The 18579-nt window shown below is 73.8% G+C and carries 18 protein-coding genes; 6 read left to right on the top strand and 12 right to left on the bottom strand.

Annotated features, from left to right (window positions below):
- Positions 1-80: 80 nt before the first annotated feature.
- From ACR68M_RS01315 to ACR68M_RS01290, 6 genes are all read right to left on the bottom strand, one after another.
- A complete protein-coding gene (locus ACR68M_RS01315; RefSeq protein ID WP_441248499.1) occupies positions 81-617 on the bottom strand; it encodes a hypothetical protein in 537 nt (178 codons plus the stop codon).
- The gene (locus ACR68M_RS01310; protein WP_441248498.1) at positions 614-1978 is read right to left on the bottom strand and encodes a DUF58 domain-containing protein; all 1365 of its coding nucleotides are present in this window, start codon (positions 1976-1978) and stop codon (positions 614-616) included. Before ACR68M_RS01310 ends, ACR68M_RS01315 begins: the two co-directional genes overlap by 4 nt.
- Positions 1975-2991, bottom strand: coding sequence for an AAA family ATPase (locus tag ACR68M_RS01305; protein WP_441248497.1), 1017 nt, complete (start codon positions 2989-2991; stop codon positions 1975-1977). Before ACR68M_RS01305 ends, ACR68M_RS01310 begins: the two co-directional genes overlap by 4 nt.
- A 56-nt stretch (positions 2992-3047) precedes the next feature.
- Positions 3048-3515, bottom strand: coding sequence for a hypothetical protein (locus ACR68M_RS01300; protein ID WP_441248496.1), 468 nt, complete (start codon positions 3513-3515; stop codon positions 3048-3050).
- Positions 3512-4552 (bottom strand): DUF4129 domain-containing protein, encoded by a 1041-nt coding sequence (locus tag ACR68M_RS01295; protein ID WP_441248495.1) that lies wholly within the window; start codon positions 4550-4552, stop codon positions 3512-3514. The genes ACR68M_RS01300 and ACR68M_RS01295 overlap by 4 nt, the downstream gene beginning before the upstream one ends.
- 149 nt (positions 4553-4701) lie before the next feature.
- Entirely contained in the window at positions 4702-5469 is a 768-nt protein-coding gene (locus tag ACR68M_RS01290; protein ID WP_441248494.1) for an alpha/beta fold hydrolase, read from the bottom strand.
- A 161-nt stretch (positions 5470-5630) separates the two neighbouring features.
- On the opposite strand from ACR68M_RS01290, the gene ACR68M_RS01285 reads away from it, so the two are divergent.
- Both ACR68M_RS01285 and ACR68M_RS01280 read left to right on the top strand, forming a co-directional pair.
- On the top strand, positions 5631-6020 hold the full coding sequence (locus ACR68M_RS01285) for a hypothetical protein (protein WP_441248493.1): 390 nt from the start codon (positions 5631-5633) through the stop codon (positions 6018-6020).
- A 73-nt stretch (positions 6021-6093) separates the two neighbouring features.
- A complete protein-coding gene (locus tag ACR68M_RS01280) occupies positions 6094-6948 on the top strand; it encodes an S-methyl-5'-thioadenosine phosphorylase (protein WP_441248492.1) in 855 nt (284 codons plus the stop codon).
- Here ACR68M_RS01280 and ACR68M_RS01275 read toward each other — a convergent pair.
- Positions 6907-7473, bottom strand: coding sequence for a GNAT family N-acetyltransferase (locus tag ACR68M_RS01275; RefSeq protein ID WP_441248491.1), 567 nt, complete (start codon positions 7471-7473; stop codon positions 6907-6909). The genes ACR68M_RS01280 and ACR68M_RS01275 overlap by 42 nt on opposite strands.
- A 301-nt stretch (positions 7474-7774) precedes the next feature.
- On the opposite strand from ACR68M_RS01275, the gene ACR68M_RS01270 reads away from it, so the two are divergent.
- From ACR68M_RS01270 to fusA, 4 genes are all read left to right on the top strand, one after another.
- Entirely contained in the window at positions 7775-8458 is a 684-nt protein-coding gene (locus ACR68M_RS01270) for an alpha/beta fold hydrolase (RefSeq protein WP_441248490.1), read from the top strand.
- 128 nt (positions 8459-8586) lie between these two features.
- Complete coding sequence (locus tag ACR68M_RS01265) at positions 8587-9297, top strand: hypothetical protein (protein WP_441248489.1); 711 nt, start codon at positions 8587-8589, stop codon at positions 9295-9297.
- A 206-nt stretch (positions 9298-9503) separates the two neighbouring features.
- A complete protein-coding gene (locus tag ACR68M_RS01260) occupies positions 9504-10568 on the top strand; it encodes an acyltransferase family protein (RefSeq protein WP_441248488.1) in 1065 nt (354 codons plus the stop codon).
- Between the two features lie 362 nt (positions 10569-10930).
- Positions 10931-12979 (top strand): elongation factor G, encoded by a 2049-nt coding sequence (gene fusA / locus ACR68M_RS01255; RefSeq protein ID WP_441248487.1) that lies wholly within the window; start codon positions 10931-10933, stop codon positions 12977-12979.
- 67 nt (positions 12980-13046) lie between these two features.
- On the opposite strand, the gene ACR68M_RS01250 is transcribed toward fusA, so the two are convergent.
- The 5 genes from ACR68M_RS01250 to ACR68M_RS01230 form a co-directional block, all read right to left on the bottom strand.
- Positions 13047-15080 carry an alkaline phosphatase family protein gene (locus tag ACR68M_RS01250; RefSeq protein WP_441248486.1) on the bottom strand — a complete coding sequence of 678 codons (2034 nt, stop codon included), beginning with the start codon at positions 15078-15080 and terminating at the stop codon, positions 13047-13049.
- A gap of 162 nt (positions 15081-15242) precedes the next feature.
- Complete coding sequence (locus ACR68M_RS01245) at positions 15243-15965, bottom strand: YcnI family copper-binding membrane protein (RefSeq protein ID WP_441248485.1); 723 nt, start codon at positions 15963-15965, stop codon at positions 15243-15245.
- Between the two features lie 147 nt (positions 15966-16112).
- Complete coding sequence (locus ACR68M_RS01240) at positions 16113-16880, bottom strand: hypothetical protein (protein WP_441248484.1); 768 nt, start codon at positions 16878-16880, stop codon at positions 16113-16115.
- A gap of 45 nt (positions 16881-16925) precedes the next feature.
- Positions 16926-17363 carry a hypothetical protein gene (locus ACR68M_RS01235; protein WP_441248483.1) on the bottom strand — a complete coding sequence of 146 codons (438 nt, stop codon included), beginning with the start codon at positions 17361-17363 and terminating at the stop codon, positions 16926-16928.
- Positions 17363-18493, bottom strand: coding sequence for a molybdopterin-dependent oxidoreductase (locus tag ACR68M_RS01230; RefSeq protein ID WP_441251799.1), 1131 nt, complete (start codon positions 18491-18493; stop codon positions 17363-17365). The genes ACR68M_RS01235 and ACR68M_RS01230 overlap by 1 nt, the downstream gene beginning before the upstream one ends.
- Positions 18494-18579 lie beyond the last annotated feature (86 nt).

Genomic DNA, 18579 nt, shown 5'->3' with positions numbered 1-18579 from the left:
CGGCGTGACCCGCCGCCCCGACCCGCAGTTGACGCCATCACGCCACCCGAGCCGCCCGGCCGCGCGCCCGGAGGCTGCGATCAGGCATCACCGGCCCGGGTCCAGAGGGCCAGCCCGGCGACGGCCGCCGAGCCGACGACCGCGAGGGCCGCCACCGCCCGGCCCCAGGGCAGGCCGTCCAGCGGCAGGCAGGCTGCCGCCAGCACCAGGGCACTCGCGCCGTACGCCGCCGCGGGCACCGCGCGGGCCCGCCACTGGCGGACGCCCGCCGGGCCGGCCGCGAAGGCGTCGACCAGGAGCAGGTAGCCCAGCAGCAGCGCCGTCACGCACCCGGCGAGCCAGAGCGGCGGGGTCTGCACGGCGGCCAGCAGCACGCAGCCCGCCGCGAACACCGTGTTCCGGTGCCGGACGAGCATCGGCCGCAGGGCGGCCGACTGCCGGACCGGCCGGGCGGCCACCACCGGGCCCGCCCACCAGGCGCCCAGCACGGCGAGCGCCGCCACGAACAGCGAGCCACCGGAGAGGCCGGGCGCGGCCGCGCCGAGCGCCAGTGCGACGGCGACCGCACGGGTGAGCGCGGTGGGTGCCATCACTGCAGGGGACTTCGGTACGGTCATCGGGTGCTCCCCTGGATGCGGGTGCGCAGCAGCGGCGCGAGCGCGAGGTCCAACTCCTCGCCCGGCTGCGGCGTGAGGACGGGGATGCCCCGGCTGCGCAGCGCGTACCGCATGGTCTCGCGGTCGGCCTCCCAGAGCGGCAGTGCCAGCTCGCCGGCCAGCACGCCGGCCGGATCGCCCGACTCGGGGACGGGCGCGCCGATCGGTATCTCGACGACTACCAGCGGGTTGCCACGGGCCGTCAGATCGCGCAGCAGATCCAGCACGCGCTGGTCGGTGAGCGTGGTGACCGCGTACACCAGGGCGCCTGCCGGGACGACCGGGCGGGGCAGCCTCTCGAGATCCGGCACCTGGTACCCGAGATCGCGGCGGACCTCCAGGACGGATTCGACCAGCCGGTAGAAGTACCCGCCGCCGGTGCCCGGCCGGAGCCAGCGGGTGACGCCGCCGATCGAGACCACGCCGACGCGGTCGTGGCTGCGCAGGTACGCCCTGGCCACCCCGGCGGCGGTGCGCAGCGTCTCGTCGAGGCTGGAACGGCCGGTCGCGTGATCGACGTAGTCGCCGAACGCGTCGATCAGCACGACGGTGTCGGCGGCGCGCTCGGCGGCGAACTGGGTGAGCTGGACGCTGCCGCGCCGGGTGGTCGACGGCCAGTGGATGCGCCGCTGCCGCTCGCCCCAGATGTGCGGACGGACGCCCTGCACCTCGACGCCCTCACCGCGCTGGCGGGCGGTGTGCTCGCCGAGGTGCTCCGGCAGCCGCACCGGGATCGGCGTCACCGAGGCCTGGGCCGGCACCGGGAAGACCTGCACCTCGCCGAGCTGGACGCGGAGGGTACGGCGGGCCAGCCCGCCCCGGTCGTACACGTCGACGTCGAGGGTGCCGAGCGTCCACCGGCCCCACCGGCCCGCGATGAGCCGGAGCTCGATCACCGGGCCGGTCACGGTGAGGCTCTCCAGCGTCATGCCGGGCCCGGGGTGCAGGCCCGGGTCGACCCAGCCGACCGTGCCGTCGAAGGAGAGCTCCACCCGGGCCGTGACCGGCTCGCCCTCGAAGCAGCGGCGCGGGCCGATCTCGGCCTCGGCGGTCAGCCGGGTCGGCCTGCTGCTCCCGGCAGCGGCCAGCACCAGCAGCACGAGGGGGCCCGCCGCGCAGGCCAGCACCCAGGCGTGACCGGTCAGCAGGGCGGCGACGGCCGCCACCGCGGCGACCGACAGCAGCCGCAGCGCTCGCTCGCTCGCCCGCCAGACCGACGGCGGGGGCGCGGGCGGGCTCAGCAGCGTCAGCTCGCTCGTCCCCGTCTCCTGCACCGGCCCGAGCACCCGGGCCACCGGAGCCGTGCGACGGGGGCTGCTCACGGAGCGGTCCGGGGCGCCGGGACGGTCTCGACCAGCGCCGCGATCACGTCGTCCGCGTTGATCTGACGCACCCACAGCTCCGGACGCAGGCTCACCCGGTGCGCCAGCGCGGGCACCGCGAGCGCCTTCACGTCCTCCTGGACGAGGTAGTCACGGCCCTCCAGGACAGCACGGGCACGCGCGAGTTGGAGCAGCGCGAGACCACCGCGCGGGGAGGCGCCGACCTGGATCTGCGGGTGCGAGCGGGTCGCGTCGACGAGCGCCACCACGTAGTCGACCAGGTCGTCCGCGACCTCGACGCGCTCCAGCGCCGCCCGCATGGCCAGCACCTCCGCCGGGTCGGACAGCTGCTTCAGCACCGCCTCGGGCGCGGCCCGGTCGATCCGGGCCCGCAGCATCGCCGCCTCCTGACGCACCGGCAGGTAGCCCATCCTGACCCGCAGCAGGAAACGGTCCAGCTGCGCCTCGGGCAGGCTGTACGTGCCCTCGTACTCGATCGGGTTCGCGGTGGCTATCACCATGAACGGGTCGGGCAGGCGGCGGGTGACGCCGTCGGCGGAGACCTGGGCCTCGGCCATCGCCTCCAGCAGCGCGGCCTGGGTCTTCGGGGGCGTTCGGTTGACCTCGTCGGCGAGCAGCAGGTGGGTGAAGACCGGGCCGGGGCGGAAGACCATCTCGCCGGTGCGCTGGTCGTAGAACGGGGCGCCCGAGACGTCGGAGGGCAGCAGGTCCGGGGTGAACTGGATGCGCTGGAAGTCCAGGCCGAGCGCGGTGGCGAACGAGCGGGCCAGCAGCGTCTTGCCGAGACCGGGCAGGTCCTCGATCAGGACGTGGCCGCCCGCGAGCACGCCGAGCATCACCAGTTCGAGCGACTCGGGCTTGCCGACCACGGCGCGGCCGACCTCGTCGAGCACCTGCTGGGCGCGCTCGCCCGCCTGGCGGGGCGTCAGTCCGACGGCTGTCGCGTCCGTGGCTGTCGCGTCCGGGGCGGGGTTCGGGTGGGTGCTGGTCACGGTACTCCTCGGGACGGGTCGGGTCGGGACGGGTGGTGCGGTGCGCGCGGTGTCGTTCAGAGCGTGCGGAGGCCGTCGACGGCGGCGCGCAGGGTGCGCTGCGGGACGGGCCTGGGCGGGGTGCCGCGCGGGTCGATCAGCGACCACACCTCGGGGCCGACCAGTGCGGCGGCGGCCTCGGGCTGGTCGTACAGCGAGACGGCGTGCCGTTCGGCCAGCCGGGCCGCGTAGATGCGCTGGAGGCGGCGGACGAGCGACTCGCCGTGGTCGCCCCGGCCGGTGAGCCCGTCCTCGACGGCCCGCTGCCAGTCGCCGAGCCCGGCCTGCCGGGCGTGGAGCATCCGCATCGGCAGCCGGATGCCGCTGTCCTGCGAGGCGAAGCCGCTGACGTACCGGGCGGTGACCAGGGCGGTGGCGGTGAGCACCGCCGCGCCGAGGGCGGCCGGGGCGGTGCCGCCGACCAGGACGAGCGCGGCCTCGGCGCCGGCGGCGGCGGTGAGCAGCAGGGCGAGGGAGCGGTTCATCGGGCCTCGATGGTGGGCTGCGGTTCCTCGGACGGGACGGTGGCGGGGAGTTGGGCGGCGATGGCGTCGAGGGCGGCGCGGGCCCGGAGCAGGTGGTCGTCCGTCATCGGGTGGCTGGAGTAGCGCGCCTCGCGGAAGAGCGCGGCGAGCGTCTGCGGGTGGTTCCGCAGCTGCGGGCCGGTGCCGAGCAGGCCGCCGGCGGCCGCCCGGTCGAGCAGGTCGCTCGGGGTGTCGGCGGCCCGGCCGGTGACGCCCGAGGCGGCGAGCGAGGCCGTCATCGCCGCGTAGCAGGCGATCACGGCGGCGCGGGCGTCGTCGCCGTGCAGCGCGCGGCGCCCGTCGGCGACGGCATCGGCGAGGGCCGCGCCGGTCATCGGGGCAGCCCCGGCCGGGTCGATCGCATCGTGCGCGGGCGCCCGGAGCAGGTGGCCGAACCGGCGCCAGAGCGCGACCAGCCCGACCACGGCGACGGCCACCACGAGGACCGTGCCGAGGACGGTCAGCAGCAGCTGCGGGTCGAACCGCCCGTGGGGCCGGTCGACGGGCGGCGGCGGGGCGGACGGGCTGGGTGAGGCGGTCGGCGACGGCGTCTCGGGCGGCCCGCCCGGCAGCGACAGTGAGCCCCGGGGCGGCGGGGTGACATGGTGGTTGGGCAGCAGGAGCAGCAGCAGCGGTACGGCTGCGGCGGCGATCGGCAGCAGCACGTTCGCGGCCGAGGCGAGGCGTTCCGCGGCGGGGGAGTCGTCGCCCGAGCGGGTGTTCGCCCCGCCGCGTCGGTGGCGGCCCGTCAGAACGGCGCCGCCGACGATGCAGCCGAGTATCAGCAGCACCCGGAGCCCGCGGTGGACGCCGAGCACTCCGCCCGCGTGCCAGAGCCGCTCGCCCGGCACCGGCCGCAGGGCGAGCGCGGCCAGTGCCAGCCCGCCCGCCGCCAGCGCTGCCAGTGCCGCGCGGAGCCGGAGTTGGAGCCGGCCCCGGCCCCGGAGCCGGCCCCGGCCGTGCTCGGTGCCTGGCGCCCGCCGTACGTTTCTGCGCATGCCGATCACATCCCCCGTGGTCCCGGCGGCCGGGTGGGGTCCGGGCCGGGTGTACTGACCGGCAGCAGCCTTGCACAGTCCGTTCGGGTACCGGCGGGGAGGGGGTGTCAGGGCGTACGTGTACGGCTGTTGGGCGCCGCCGAGCCGGGTCAGGCGTGCGAGGGGAGCGGGAGGTCGAGGCCCTCTGCGGAGGCCGGGCCGAGGGCGAGCGCGGTGGTGACCTCGGGCGGCAACGGGCGCAGCCCGAGCAGGCCGGCGGTGAGGTGGGCGGTGGCGCGGTGCCAGTCGCGGGAGCGGCGCAACAGGGCATGGTCCGAGTTGTGCACGGTGTACCCGGCGACGTGCGCGCCCGCCGCGCGGGCGCGGGCGGCGAACCGCCGGGTGGCGCCGGGGTCGGTGACGCTGTCGTGGTCGCTGTGCAGGGTCAGCAGCGTACGGCCGTCGAGCTGGGCGGACGGATCGCCGTCCGGGCACCAGGGCGCGAGGGCGACGACGCCGGTGACGCAGGGGTTCCCGGCCGCACGCAGGGCCGCCCGGCCTCCCATCGAGTGCCCGATCAGGACGGTGGGGACGGGCCCGAGCTCCTCGGCGAGGTCGTTGAGCGCGGCTGCGGCGTCCCGGGCGGCGTCGGCCCGCGAGCCGTTCCAGCCCCGGTGCCGGTAGCGGACCACGCCGACGGCGATCTGCGCCCCGGCGGTCTCCCGGGCGACGGCGCGGACGAAGCCGCTCATCCGTAGACCGGGCAGATTGACCGGGCCGGGCCGCCGTTCGTCGGTCTCCTGCCCGCCGTGCAGCAACAGGACGGCCGCGACCGGGGCCTCGGGCCGCACCCGCCAGCGCAGCGCCTGATGGCCGGTCGCCCTCGGACCGGCCTTCGCACCGGCTCGCGTACCGGCTCTCGTACCGCTCCGGCTCATGCCCGTTCCTCCGACCGCCGTGCCACACCTGCCCACCGAGGCGGCCACTGTACGCCGCTGCCGTCAACGCCGGGGCGGGAAGCCTGTACCCGCAACCCTACCGGCGAGTAGGGTCGGCGGAGCCCCTCCTGTCGCCACCCGTTGCCTGATCGAGGAGAGACGTGTCCCGTCACCGCGCCCCGCTCGCACTTGCCGCCCTGCTCGGCCTCGCAGGCGTCATGCACTTCCGCAAGCCCGAGTTCTTCGACCCGCTCGTCCCCGAGCAGCTCCCCGGCGGCCCGCGCCGATGGACGCACGTGAGCGGCGTGGCCGAACTCGCCGTCGCCGCAGCCGTCGCGGTCCCCGCCACCCGCCGCACCGGCGGCCTGGCCGCCGCCGCGCTCTTCGTCGCCGTCTTCCCCGGCAACCTCAAGATGGCCCGCGACTGGCGCACCCGCAGCACCGCCGAGCGCGCCGTCGCGTACGGGCGGCTGCCGCTCCAGGTCCCGCTGGTGCTCTGGGCACTGAAGGTACGGCGCTCGGCGACCGCCGGTGGCGTACGGGAATCGTAAGACCGTCCTGCGGCCGGAGCAGGGTGACGGCTCGTAGGGTGAAGGTCAGGACGCGACCGAAAGGCAGGGCATCATGGCCGGCACCTCGTCAGGAACCACCTCTCCGCCCGCTGCGGAGCTAGGAGTGATCGGCGGCTCGGGCCTGTACGCCCTGCTCGACGACGTCACCGAGGTCGCGGTGCAGACCCCCTACGGCCCGCCCAGCGACTCGCTCTTCCTCGGCGAGATCGCCGGGCGCCGGGTCGCCTTCCTGCCCCGGCACGGGCGCGGGCACAGCCTGCCGCCGCACCGGATCAACTACCGGGCCAACCTCTGGGCGCTGCGCTCGCTCGGCGTACGCCAGGTGCTCGGCCCCTGCGCGGTGGGCGGGCTGCGCGCCGAGTACGGACCGGGCACGCTCGTCGTCCCCGACCAGTTCGTCGACCGCACCTCGGGGCGGCCGCAGACCTACTACGACGGACTGCCGCTGCCGGACGGCCGCCTGCCCGAGGTGGTGCACGTCTCGATGGCCGACCCGTACTGCCCCGACGGCCGCAGCTCGGTGCTCGCCGCCGCCCGTGGCTGCGCCTGGGAGCCCGTGGACGGCGGCACGCTGGTGGTGATCGAGGGCCCGCGCTTCTCCACCCGCGCCGAGAGCCGCTGGTTCACCGCCAACGGCTGGTCGGTCGTCGGCATGACCGGCCACCCGGAGGCCGTGCTGGCCCGCGAGCTGGGCCTCTGCTACACCTCCCTCGCCCTCGTCACCGACCTCGACGCGGGCGTCGAGACCGGCGAGGGCGTCACCCACGCCGAGGTGCTCGAGGTCTTCAGCCGCAACGTGGGCCGCCTGCGCACCGTCCTCTTCAAGGCCCTCGAAGCACTCCCGGCCGACCGCGACTGCATCTGCTCACACGCCCTGGACGGCCTGGCCACCGGCCTCGACGGCTGACCGGAGGCCGAGCCACTGCTCGGCGTCCCAGGCCCGGTACCGCTCCACCTCGGTGAAGCCCAGCTTCGCCGCGAGGCGCATCGAGCGGGCATTGGCGGTCTGGGTGGCGAGCACCACCGGCTCGCCGGGAAGCACGCCGTCGAACCAGTCGAGTGCCGCCGCGCACGCCTCGGCGGCGTACCCGAACCCCCACGCCTGCGGCAGGAACAGGTAGCCGAGATCGGCCTTCCCCACGGCGGCCGGGCGATGGTGCTCCGGCGCTCGCCTGAGCAGGATCTGGCCGATCATCGCCCCGTCGAGATCGACGACGAGACTCCCGGGCCACCGCTCGGGCGTCTCGGGCAGCTCGCGCTCGAGCTCGTCCCGGGGCCGGGGGCCGCCGAGGTAGGTGTGCACCTCCGGCGAGGCCAGCAGCTCGACGAACGCCGCACGGTCCCGGGCCTCGGGCTCGCGGAGAACGAGCCGCCCGGCCTTGATCGGGGCAGCCGGCCAGGGGATGGGGCGCACGGTGGTCTCGTCCGGCACGGAGCGACTCCTGATCCTCTCGGCCACCCGGTTCGATCCGGTACGGCCTTTGTGGGCAAGGCCTGCTGACCTCGCCACACCTCGGGACGCGCTCCGACCAGGTGCCGGTTGCCTGCGCCCGGTTGCCTTTGCCCGGTTGCCTCTGCCCGGGTGTTCGTTCGGTCGGGTGTTCGTCCGGTCGGGGTGAATGTCGGGCGGCTGCGGCGCGGGCCGCCGGTTCCGGTGGGGGTGTGGTGTGGACTCGGCGCATCTGATCGAGTGTGCGGGCCGGGTGGCCCGCGACGAGTGGAGGAACGTGCCGATGACGTCGAACAAGCCCAGCATCGTCTTCGCCCACGGCCTGTGGGCCGACGGCTCCTGCTTCAACAAGCTGATCCCGGTGCTCCAGAGCGAGGGCTACGAGGTGGTGTCCGCGCAGAACACCCTGGACTCGCTGGAGGGCGACGTCGACGCCGTCCACCGCGCGCTCGCGCGAGTGAGCAGCCCGGCGATCCTGGTCGGGCACTCCTGGGGCGGGTTCGTCATCACGGCCGCCGGCACCGACGACCGGGTGGCGGGCCTGGTCTACATCGCCGCGCTGGCCCCCGACGCGGGCGAGACGCTGGAAGACTTGATCGGCAAGTTCAGCACGCCGCCGCTCTTCGCCCACCTGGACAGCGAGGACGGCCGCCTGTGGATCGCCCGGGACGGCATCTCGCACTTCTGCGGTGACCTGCCGGAGGCGGAGCAGCAGGTCGTCTGGGCGACCCAGGGCGCCCCGCGCGTCGAGGTGCTCGGCGCCAAGACCGACGGGATCGCCTGGAAGTCCAAGCCGAGCCAGTACGTGCTCGCGCTGCAGGACCACGCCGTCAACCCGGACCTGCAGCGCTTCCTGGCGGCCCGGATGGGCGCCACCACCGTCGAGGTCAACTCCAGCCACGTTGCGATGCTCTCGCACCCGGACGTCGTCCTCGACTCCATCCGCGCCGCGGCCCGCGCGGTCTGACCGGGTCATCCGAAGGCCGCGCCCTTCCGTACCTGCCTGCCTGAAGGGCAGGCACGGGCGGGTGGAAGAATGGGGGGCGGGCGTCGATCCGGGGGTCCGTCAGTTCAGTCGTTTGTGGGGGTTGTTCCGTGGCTGTCTCGGCTCGTACCGCTGTGGCGCTCGGCGCCGCTCTGCTGGCCGCTGCGGTCGGCTGCTCGCCGACGGCGAAGCACCCCGCCGGGTCCGGCGACCAGGCGGCCGGCCGGGCGACGCCGTCCGTGAGTGCACCGGCAGGTGGTGGCGTGATTCCGGTCGGACCAGGGCCGCAGAGCTCGTACACCGCGCAGGTGCAGCCGAAGGCGGGGAGTTGTCACTACCGGCTGACGGCGGCGAAGCAGCCGCTGCCGGACCCGGTGTGCACGCCTGGGGCGTTGAGCCCGGCGGTGACGCAGGCGACGATCGGGTCGACGATCTGCAGGACCGGTGGGTACACCTCGACGATCCGGCCGCCGGTCAGCGTGACCGGCAAGGAGAAGATCGGCAATGCCGCGTCCTACGACTACACCGGCCCGATGGGCGACGCCGAGTACGATCACCTGATCAGCCTTCAGCTCGGTGGCGACCCGAACGACCCGCGCAACCTGTGGGTCCAGCCGCCGTCCCCGGATCACGTCCCGGGCAAGGGGCCGAACAACCCGAAGGACGCCGTCGAGACCCACCTCCACACGGCGATATGCAAGAACCAGGTCACCCTCGCCGCCGCCCAGCAGGCCATCGCCACGGACTGGACGACCGCCGAGGCGAAGCTCGGCATCAAGTCGGCCACGGCAGCGAGCGAGCCGGTCGACTCCGACGGCTGAGCCGCATCGCATCCGGGACGAGGCCGTCATTCTCTCCGATGTGCTTGCCATATCATCGACGGCGTCGACCGGTGTCACCGAAGCTCGGTCCGGAGGATCGGGGTCGGATGGCGCATCGGCGATCACACCTGCGGCAGGAGCCTGAACCGCCCACCATCCGGAGACTGGACTCACTCACCGGGCTACGGTGGTTCGCCGCTCTGGGAGTGTTCGGCTTCCACTGCGCCTACCTCTTCACCGGATTCCCACGGCTGCTGGCCGCCCTGCAGCTCGGCTACGAAGGCGTCCCGTTCTTCTTCGTGCTCTCCGGGTTCGTGCTCACCTGGGTCCACCGGCCGGGAGACGGTGCGCTGCGTTTCTACTGGCACCGATTCGCCCGGATCTGGCCGGTGATGACGTTCCTGTCGCTCGTCATCATCGTGACCGACTACTCCTGGACGCGGCAGCTCGCCGCCGTCCCGGACATGCTGTACTCGGTGAGTCTGCTTCAGGCGTGGACCGTGGACCACTTCTACGCCATCAACACGACGGCTTGGACGCTCTCCTGCGAGGCGTTCTTCTATCTGCTCTTCCCGGCACTGATCCGCCTGCTGCGGCGGCTCCGCCCGGCCGCGCTGGCAGCGGTCCTGATCGTCATGGACGCCCTCAGCGCGGGGACCAGGATCTGGATCGCGCACCACACCTACAGCCCCGGCGTCACCCGCCTGGTCGTCGCCTCGCCGCTCTCGCTCACCCCGATGTTCGTCGTCGGGATCTGCACGGCCCTGCTGGTCCGGCGTGGGTGGCGGCCGCCGGTCGGCGCCCGGGTCTCGATCCTGCTGTGCCTGATGGCGGCCGCGTTCTGCTGGGGATGGCTGCGACACCCGGAGTGGTTCACCGCCGTGAAGCCCGGGATAGGCGTCTTCGACGCGGTCCTCATACCGTTCTTCGCCCTGATGGCCGCCGCCGTCGGCCTGCGGGACGTTCGCGGTGGCCGATCCCTGCTGGCCCGCCCGTGGTTGGAATTCCTGGGCCGGATCTCCTTCGCGTTCTACCTGGTGCACTACTTCGTCCTCGACGCCTTCCGCCACTACGGCATGCTCGGCCACTGGTCCACCGCCGCCGTCGTTCCCTTGCTCGCTGCGTTCGGGGCCACCCTGCTCGCCGCCTGGGCTCTGCACGCCGGAGTGGAACGGCCGGCCGAGCGCCTCCTGCGCGGCCTGCTGCCCGTACGTGAACCTGTGCCCACCGCGGCTGTGCAGCCCAGCGGGCAGGTGCTCGACCGCGTCTGACGCGAGCGGGGCGTCCGACGCGAGCGGGGCGGCGGAAAACCCGGTGCCCCGGGCGGCGGGTGTTCACTATGCTCACCACGAACCGTGCGCCGCCAACACCGGCGGGTGCGCGCCGTGACGATCGAGGGGGGACAACCATGCGGTACTGCACCGCTGTTGTCGTTCCCCAGGCACGGTACGAGGTGATCCTGGTGTCTTCGGACGCCCGGTGCGGGCTGCGCGGCCCGCACCGGTAGTCCGCGACGGAGAACTGCCCCCCGGCCGATGTGTGTCGAGCCGTCGGTGGGGGCGACCCCAGTGTCCCGTCCCGTCCCGGAAATCGCGTTGCCTGCTCTCCGAACCGCCTTGAAAGGCCACGGGCCGTGCGCACCGAACAGCACCCTCGCCAGACCACTCCGCTGACCGCCGTCCGCAATCTGGGCATCCTCGCCCACGTCGACGCCGGGAAGACCACCGTCACCGAACGCGTCCTCTACCTGACCGGCGCCACCTACAAGCGCGGCGAGGTCCACGACGGCACCACCGTCACCGACTTCGACCCGCAGGAACGCGACCGGGGCATCACCATCTTCGCCGCAGCGGTGAGTTGCGACTGGGACGGCCACCGGATCAACCTGATCGACACCCCCGGCCACGTCGACTTCGCCGACGAGGTGGAGCGTTCGCTGCGGGTGCTCGACGGTGCGATCGCGGTGTTCGACGCCGTCGCGGGCGTCGAGCCGCAGAGCGAGTCGGTCTGGCGACAGGCCGACCGGCACGGTGTGCCACGGATCGCCTTCGTCAACAAGCTCGACCGGGCCGGTGCCGACCTCGACAAGGCCGTCGCCTCGATCCGCGAACGCCTGCACCCGGCGCCGCTGGTGGTACAGCTGCCGATCGGCACCGAGGACAGCTTCAGCGGCGTCGTGGACCTGCTGCGGATGCGCGCTCTCAGCTGGGCCGACGGTAGTGACACCGCCGAGGAAGGCCCGGTGCCGGCAAGCCTGTTGGCGGAGGCCCGGCGCCGCCGGGTGCTGCTGGAGGAGGCGGTGGCGGAGCTCCACCCGGGCGCGCTGGAGGAGTACTGCGCGTCGGGATCGATCTCGGCCCCGACGCTGGCCGCAGCCCTGCGCGAGCTGACCCGCACCGGCGACGGTGTGGTCGTGCTCTGCGGCTCGGCCTACCGCAACCGTGGTATCGAGCCGCTGTTGGAGGCCGTGGTGGCCTACCTGCCCTCGCCGTCGGACGTGCCGCCGGTGCGCGGCACCCTGGACGGCGAACCGCAGGAGCGCGCCGCGGACGCCGAACTGCCTTTTGCTGCACTGGTGTTCAAGGTGAACTCGACCACCACCGGGCGGCTGACCTACCTGCGGGTGTACTCGGGCACGATCGAGAAGGGAGCCACCGTGCTGGACGTGGGTGCGCGCCGCACCGAGCGGATCGCCCGCATCCTGCGGGTGCAGGCCGACCGGCACGCCGAGGTGGACCGGGCGGTCGCCGGGGACATCGTCGCGGTGGTCGGGCCGAAGGCCGCGCGCGCCGGGGCGACGCTCTGCCTGCCCTCGGCGCCGCTCGTTCTCGAACCGACCAGCGTCGCCGACCCGGTGGTCACGGTCGCGGTCGAGGCCCGCAGAAGCACCGACACCGACCGGTTGGCGTCCGCGCTCGCCCGGCTGACGGAGGAGGACCCGTCGATCGCGGTGCGGACCGACCCCGAGACCGGGCAGACGGTGCTCTCCGGCATGGGTGAACTTCACCTGGAGGTCGCGGTCGAGAAGATCCGCCGGGCCCACGGGCTGGAGGTCAACGTCGGCCGACCGAAGGTCGCCTACCGGGAGACGGTCGGGCGCGGGGTCCAGGGGCTGGTGTACCGGCACGTCAGGCAGACCGGCGGCGCCGGTCAGTTCGCCCAAGTCGTCCTCGACGTCAGCCCGTTGGGTGTCGACGAGGGCTTCGACTTCCGGTCCGTCGCGGTCGGCGGCCGGGTGCCGCAGGAGTACGTCCGGGCGGTCGAGGCAGGCTGCCGGGACGCGCTCGCCGAGGGGCCGCTCGGCGGTCACCCGGTGACCGGCCTGCACGTCACCCTCACCGACGGGGCCACCCACCCCACGGACTCGTCCGAGCTGGCCTTCCGGACGGCCGGGCGGTTCGCCCTGCGGGAGGCGCTGCGGGCCGCCGCGATGGTGCTGCTGGAGCCGCTGGCTGAAGTCACCGTCACGGTGCCGGAGGAGGCGGTCGGCGGAGTGCTCGGCGATCTGGCCGCACGGCGCGGTCGGGTCCTCGGCTCGACCTCGCGGTCGGGCACGGCGGTGGTCACCGCAGCCGTCCCGCTCGCCGAACTCTTCGGCTACGCCACGGCGTTGCGCAGCCGTACGCAGGGCCGGGGCGGCTTCACCACCCGGCCGGCCGGCTACGCCCCGGCGCCCCGCTAGCCGGCGCGGCTGCCCCTGCCCCGGAGGCATCAGTCTCCGGGGCAGGGGCAGGGGGTGGGGCGTTCGGTCAGGAGACGGTCACGTCGTCGTAGGAGGTGTAGGTCGGGTCGCCCGCGTAGTTGTCGTCGTGGTTGGCGAGCGTCAGGGTGTAGCGGTGCCCGGGGGTGACGGGGGTCGAGGCCGTCTTCCAACCGGCGCCGTTGGTGCAGGTATTGGGGAGCACGGTGGTGGTGGCTCCGGTGGTGGTGTCGGTCAGGGCGGCCGAGGCCCAGTCGTACTGGACGGTGTCGTCGCAGCTCACCTGGTACGAGAACGACAGCGTGCTGCTGCCACTCGGAGCGGTGAAGCTCTGGACGGCGGAGGAGTCGGTGCTCGGGCCGGTGGCGCCGACCTGGACTCCGTAACCACCAGTGTGGGCGGCAGAGTTGGTGACCAGGGTGGAGCCGGTGGAGGTCCAGCCGGTGAGGTTGCCGGCCTCGAAACCGCCGTTGGTCAGGGAGGCCGGGGCGGTGGCGGTGGTGAAGACGTCGTCGTACGGGGTGGCCCAGGCGTCGTTGGCGGTCATCGGCGCGAGGCCGAGGGCGTCCCGGATCACCCGGGCGGTGCTGTAGTGGTCGTACCGGTTCGGGCTCCGGTACCCGGCCTTGACGGTGCCCTGCGACCCGACGGCGACGGTCATGACCTGGTTGGTCTGGCCGGGGCCGAAGCCGCCGGGCAGGCTCTTGCCGTCCTCGTCCACGGTGACGATCAGCAGTGAGCGGTCGTTCTTCCAGGCGGGAGAGTTGAAGATCAGCGGCAGGGTGTTCTTCAGCCAGGTGTCGCCGCTGGAGATGCTGCAGAACTCGAAGTCGTTGCAGGCACCGGCCGCGAACCAGTTGAAGGCGGGCGTGGTCGAGGCGGCTTGGAGGTTGCCGGTGAACTGCGACCAGGACGGCCAGTGGGCCTGGCAGTAGGCGCTGTCGTTCTTCATCCGCGCGGCGTAGTAGAACGGCACGTCGTCGTTCTCGTAGTTGCCGCTGGAGGCGGTCTGGCAGGCGCTGGTCTGGCCGTAGGTGCTCTGCGCCCAGGACTTGCCCGCCTGGTCGGCCTTGTCGCCCAGGCTGTCGTTGGTGGCGGTGCAGGCCGTGCTGGTGATGCAGTTGCTGTTGTTGCCACCGGGTGCCTTGGCGCTGCGGCCGTAGCTGTCGCCGAACGCGACCTGCTCGTAGTTCGGGTCCGAGTTGTGGGTGCCCGCGTGGTAGTCGGTGAGCAGCGAACCCATCGGGATGAGCGTGTTGTTGAGGTACGGCGCCTCGGTGGTGTTCCCGACGAGACCGGTGCTGCCGGTCGCCGTGTTCGAGGCGGCCGAGTAGTTGGTGTTCTCCATCATCACCATGAACACGTGGTCGTAGCCCGGCACGGCCGAGGCCGGGGCGGTGAGCGTGGCCGGGGTGATCGAGGTGTCGAGCGTGAGCGAGAGGTCGTCGGCGATGCCGTCGTTCTGGGTGCCGGTCATCGAGAAGTCGACCGTGACGGTGATCGAGCGGGTACCGGCCGGAACGGCGGCGGTGCCCGTCCGCTGCGCCATGCCGGTGACGCTGCTGCGGTCGGCGGCAAGCACCGGCCCGATCGCCGAGCTGCCGAGCGGGCCGCCCGAGGCGTTCAGGTACGTCGCGGTGACCTTGGCGTTGTCGTTGTACGTCCCGATGCCGCCGAGCCAGCCGGAGAGCGTGGACGAGACCGATCCGCCGTCGATCGTGGTGGCGGCGGCGGACACGTCGACGGTCTGGGTCATCGTGGAGCTGCCGCGCGAGCCGCCCTGGAAGTACGCCGTGCCCCGGGCGGGGGAGCCGGGGGAGGTGGAGGCCGGGCCGCTCGGCATGCCATAGCAGTCGATGACCGGATCGCCGGCGGAGATCCGCCATCCGGGCAGCGTGGTCTCCTCCCATCCACCCGGGCTGCACCGGCTGGTCTCGGCGCTGCCGTTCAGCAGCAGGTTGGCACTGGCCGTCGCATGGGCGGCCGGGGCGGCGAGGACGGGGAGCACGGTCACCAGGGGCAGCAGGGCCGCCGCGCGGGCGACCAGGCGGCGGCGCAGGCGGGGGCCGAACGCTGACGTCATGGGCTTGGTCTCTCTCTGAGGGGCACCGGTCGAACGCCCTCAGCGTGCCGATGCGACCCGCAACATGTCTGCACAACTTCCTTGACCGGAACATGAACAGTTGACGTCCGAGACCCCCGCGCCCGCCGTCGGAACGGCGCGGGGGCCTCAGGCCGGGCAGGGCTACTTCGTCGGCGCTGCGCCCCGGCGGCGGCCGAGGACGCCGGTCAGGACTCCGGCCGCGCCGATGGCGATGCCCACGATGCCGAGAGTGCGGGCGGTGCCGTCGGAGGAGGCGGGGGCGGCGGCCTCGGCGGAGTCGGCCGCCTTCGGCACAGCTGCGGCGGCACCGGCGGCGTCGGCCTTGGTGAGCGTCAGGGTCGGGGCCGGATGGGCGGGTTCGGGCTGGCCGGCCTTGGTCTCGTCGATCCAGCGGACCACACTGCCGTCGTCGTAGGTCTGGAGCGTCTTGAAGACGACCCGCTCGGTGTCGGTCGGCAGGGCGCCGAGCGAGATCCGGAACTCCTGGAACTGGCCGGGGCGGATGCTGCCGGTGGCGTCCGCAACCCAGGTGATCTTCGAGACGACCTCGGTGATGCTGTCGCCGTCGTCGGTCTTCACCGGGGTGGCGAGCTTGGTCGTCTCGACCGTCGCCTTCCAGCCCGGCAGCGGCTGGGTGGCGACCGAGGCTATCGGGTGGTCGGTCGGGACGCTCACCTCCAGCTTGGTGGTGGCCGCGGTGTCGCTCTCGTCCGGCACCCGGAATGAGACGGCGGTGTACTCGCCCTGCTGGGCGGCGCCGGGTTGCACGGTCACGTGGGCGAAGGCCGGCGAGGCCACGGCGAGCAGCGTGACGGTGGCGAGGCCGGCGACGCCGGCCAGGTGGCGGGTGGAAAGGGAACGCATGAGGTGGTGATCTCCGTCCGGAGGCGGGCACGGCGCAGCCCGGGTACGAGACACTCGTACCGGTGGCCGCCCGTGCACTGGCGTGAGGGTGTCCGCCCGCACCGGGAGCGGTACGGGCTTCGCGAGCGGTTCGCCGACGGATCCTGTTCAGCTGGTTGGTGAGGTGACGGTCCGTCGGTGAACGCAGGCCGCCCTCGGAGGTCCGCGTCGGATCACGCTGTGCCGCAGCGAGGCGGTTGCCGGGAGCGGCGGCTCGCCGTCGTCCGGCCGCCGTCGCCGGGGCGCCGTCGGGCGTCCGGCGAGGGTGTCCAGCAGGGCACCCAGCAGTACGAACACGGTGCGCAGCAGGGCAGCCCAGGTACGCGCGGACACCGCGACCACCTGCACCAGCGCGACCAGCCGCCACAGCGCGGCCTCACCCCGCCGTAGCCACCAACCGGCCACCAGCGTGGCGACCGCGTGGCCGCCGAGCATCGCCGGGTTGAGCCCGAGCAGCGCGGTGTGCGCCGCCGCTGCCGCCGTGGCATGGGCGTGGGCGTGCTGACCGTCGTCCGGCATCGCCATCCCCGCCATCCCCGCCATCCCCGCCATGCCCGGCATCTCCGGCGCGGGCAGTGGCCGCGCGCTGGGGGAGAGGTGGAAGAGGAGGTGGAGCCCGAGTTGGGCCGTCGCGAGCCCGCCCGTGATCGCCGTGAGCGACCGCTCCCGCCGGGCCCCGAAGGTCGCGGCCAGCGCGGTCGCGGCCCAGCCGAGCAGGACCGTGCCGGGCGGCACCGCGTCACCGGAGGCGAGGGTGTGCCCGGCGGCGGCCAGCACGACGCAGACCGTCGCGAAGGGCAGGGCCCGAAGCAGGCGAAGGTCGAGCGTGGCGGCACGTACCGGCACGGGCACGGCCTCGGTTCCCGGGGCAGTCATGGCGCGGCCATCATGGCACCTCGGCCCCGGCACTGGGAGTGCGCGTCAGGCCGGCCGATGCGTAGCCCGGCGCGTGGCCCGGCGCGTGGCCCGGCGGCGCCGTCGCCTTCGGGCCAGCGCCCAGCCCAGCGCCAGGACGGCGGTGGCCGCCAGCACGAGCAGGTAGTTGCGCAGGTAGGGCAGCGGCAGCAGGGTGTCGTTGCCGTGGTCGACCCCGGCCCGCAGGACGGCGGGCAGGCCCACGGCGCTGAGCGCGGCCACCACCACCAGCCAGCCGCGCAGCACCGGCCCCCGGGCCAGCCGGGCGCCGGCCAGGCAGGCCAGTGGCACCCACAGCCCGTCGTGGATCAGCAGGCCGCCGACGGCCCACTCCAACACGTCGAGCGGGTCGGTGATGTAGTGGTCGTTGAGGAGCCCGTACAGGCCGTACGCGATCAGGGCGGCCCCGCCCAGCCCCGTCAGCAGCCGCAGTGTCCGTGCCATCAGACGGCCTCCATCCGTGCGACCCACTTGGTCTGCAGCACGCCGGGCCGGTTCGGCGCGATGATCCGTGCCGGGTAGCCGTGGTCGGCGGCCAGTACCTGCCCGTTCACCCGCAGCGCGAGCAGCGTCAAGGGATCGCGGGCGTACGCGGCGGGCATGTCCATCACCCGGTACGGGCCGTCGGCCTCCAGTGAGGTGACCCGCAGCCGGGCGGAGGCCGGGGCGCCGGCGCGTGCCAGCAGGTCCGCCACCCGGACGCCGCCCCAGCGTGCCGAGGCGCTCCAGCCCTCGACGCAGGAGATCGGCAACTCGGCCTCGTGTTGGGGCATTTCGAGCAGCTGATCCATCGTCAGCTCGTACGGCTGTGGCCCGTCGACCCGCAGCCGCCAGTCGGCGGGGGCGGTGGTCGTCCCGGCCTGGGCGGCGGTGCGGTTGACCGGCAGGCCCTGCGGGCCGATGTCGGGGCGGCGCGGGGCGAGCAGGTCGAGCCGGCGCAGCCACGGCACGCTCTGCCCGGCGGTGGTGAGCGTCACCACGGCGACGGAGGCGGTCACCGCGCCGAGGAAGGCCCGGCGCTGGGCCAGGCCCGGCCTGACCCGCCGCCAGTGCTGCGCGATCAGTGGCGCCTTGGCGGCGACGTGCAAGAGCAGACCGCCGGTGGCCAGCCAGCCGATCCAGAAGTGTGTCTGGCGGAACGGGAATGGCCACGGGTACCACTGGAGCGTGTTGAGCAGCCCGGTGAACACCTCCAGCAGCATCGACGCGACCAGCACCGCGATGCCGAGCCGCTCCAGCGCGTGTGCCACGCTCCGCGCGGGCGGCCACTCGAAGAGCCGGGGGTACACGGCCCAGAGCTTCGCCCCGAGCAGTGGGATCGCGGCGATGCCGCTGATCACGTGCAGGCCCTGGGTGACGCGGTAGCCGTCCACCGGTCTGCTGGGCAGGTGGTCGCGCAGCCAGGTCGGCGGCTCCTGGAGCAGATGGCTGAGCAGCCCGGTCAGGAAGCACGTCAACAGCGCCGCGCCGAGCCAGCGGCCCAGCACCACGGCCGTGCGCGGCTCGTGCAGCGCCGAGCCGAACGTGCCTTCGCGCAGCGGGCCCTGGCGCAGGAACCGGGGCGGGGTCGGCAGCGGCAGGTCGTACCAGCGGCGGCCACGGGGGGCAGGGGTGTCTTCGTCCACACCGCCATGAGACCCCCTCGGAGCCCGCCGGAGCC

It is taken from the genome of Kitasatospora sp. McL0602 (genome assembly GCF_052076145.1).
GTDB lineage: Bacteria > Actinomycetota > Actinomycetes > Streptomycetales > Streptomycetaceae > Kitasatospora.
This window is presented reverse-complemented; position numbering and strand designations above follow the sequence as displayed.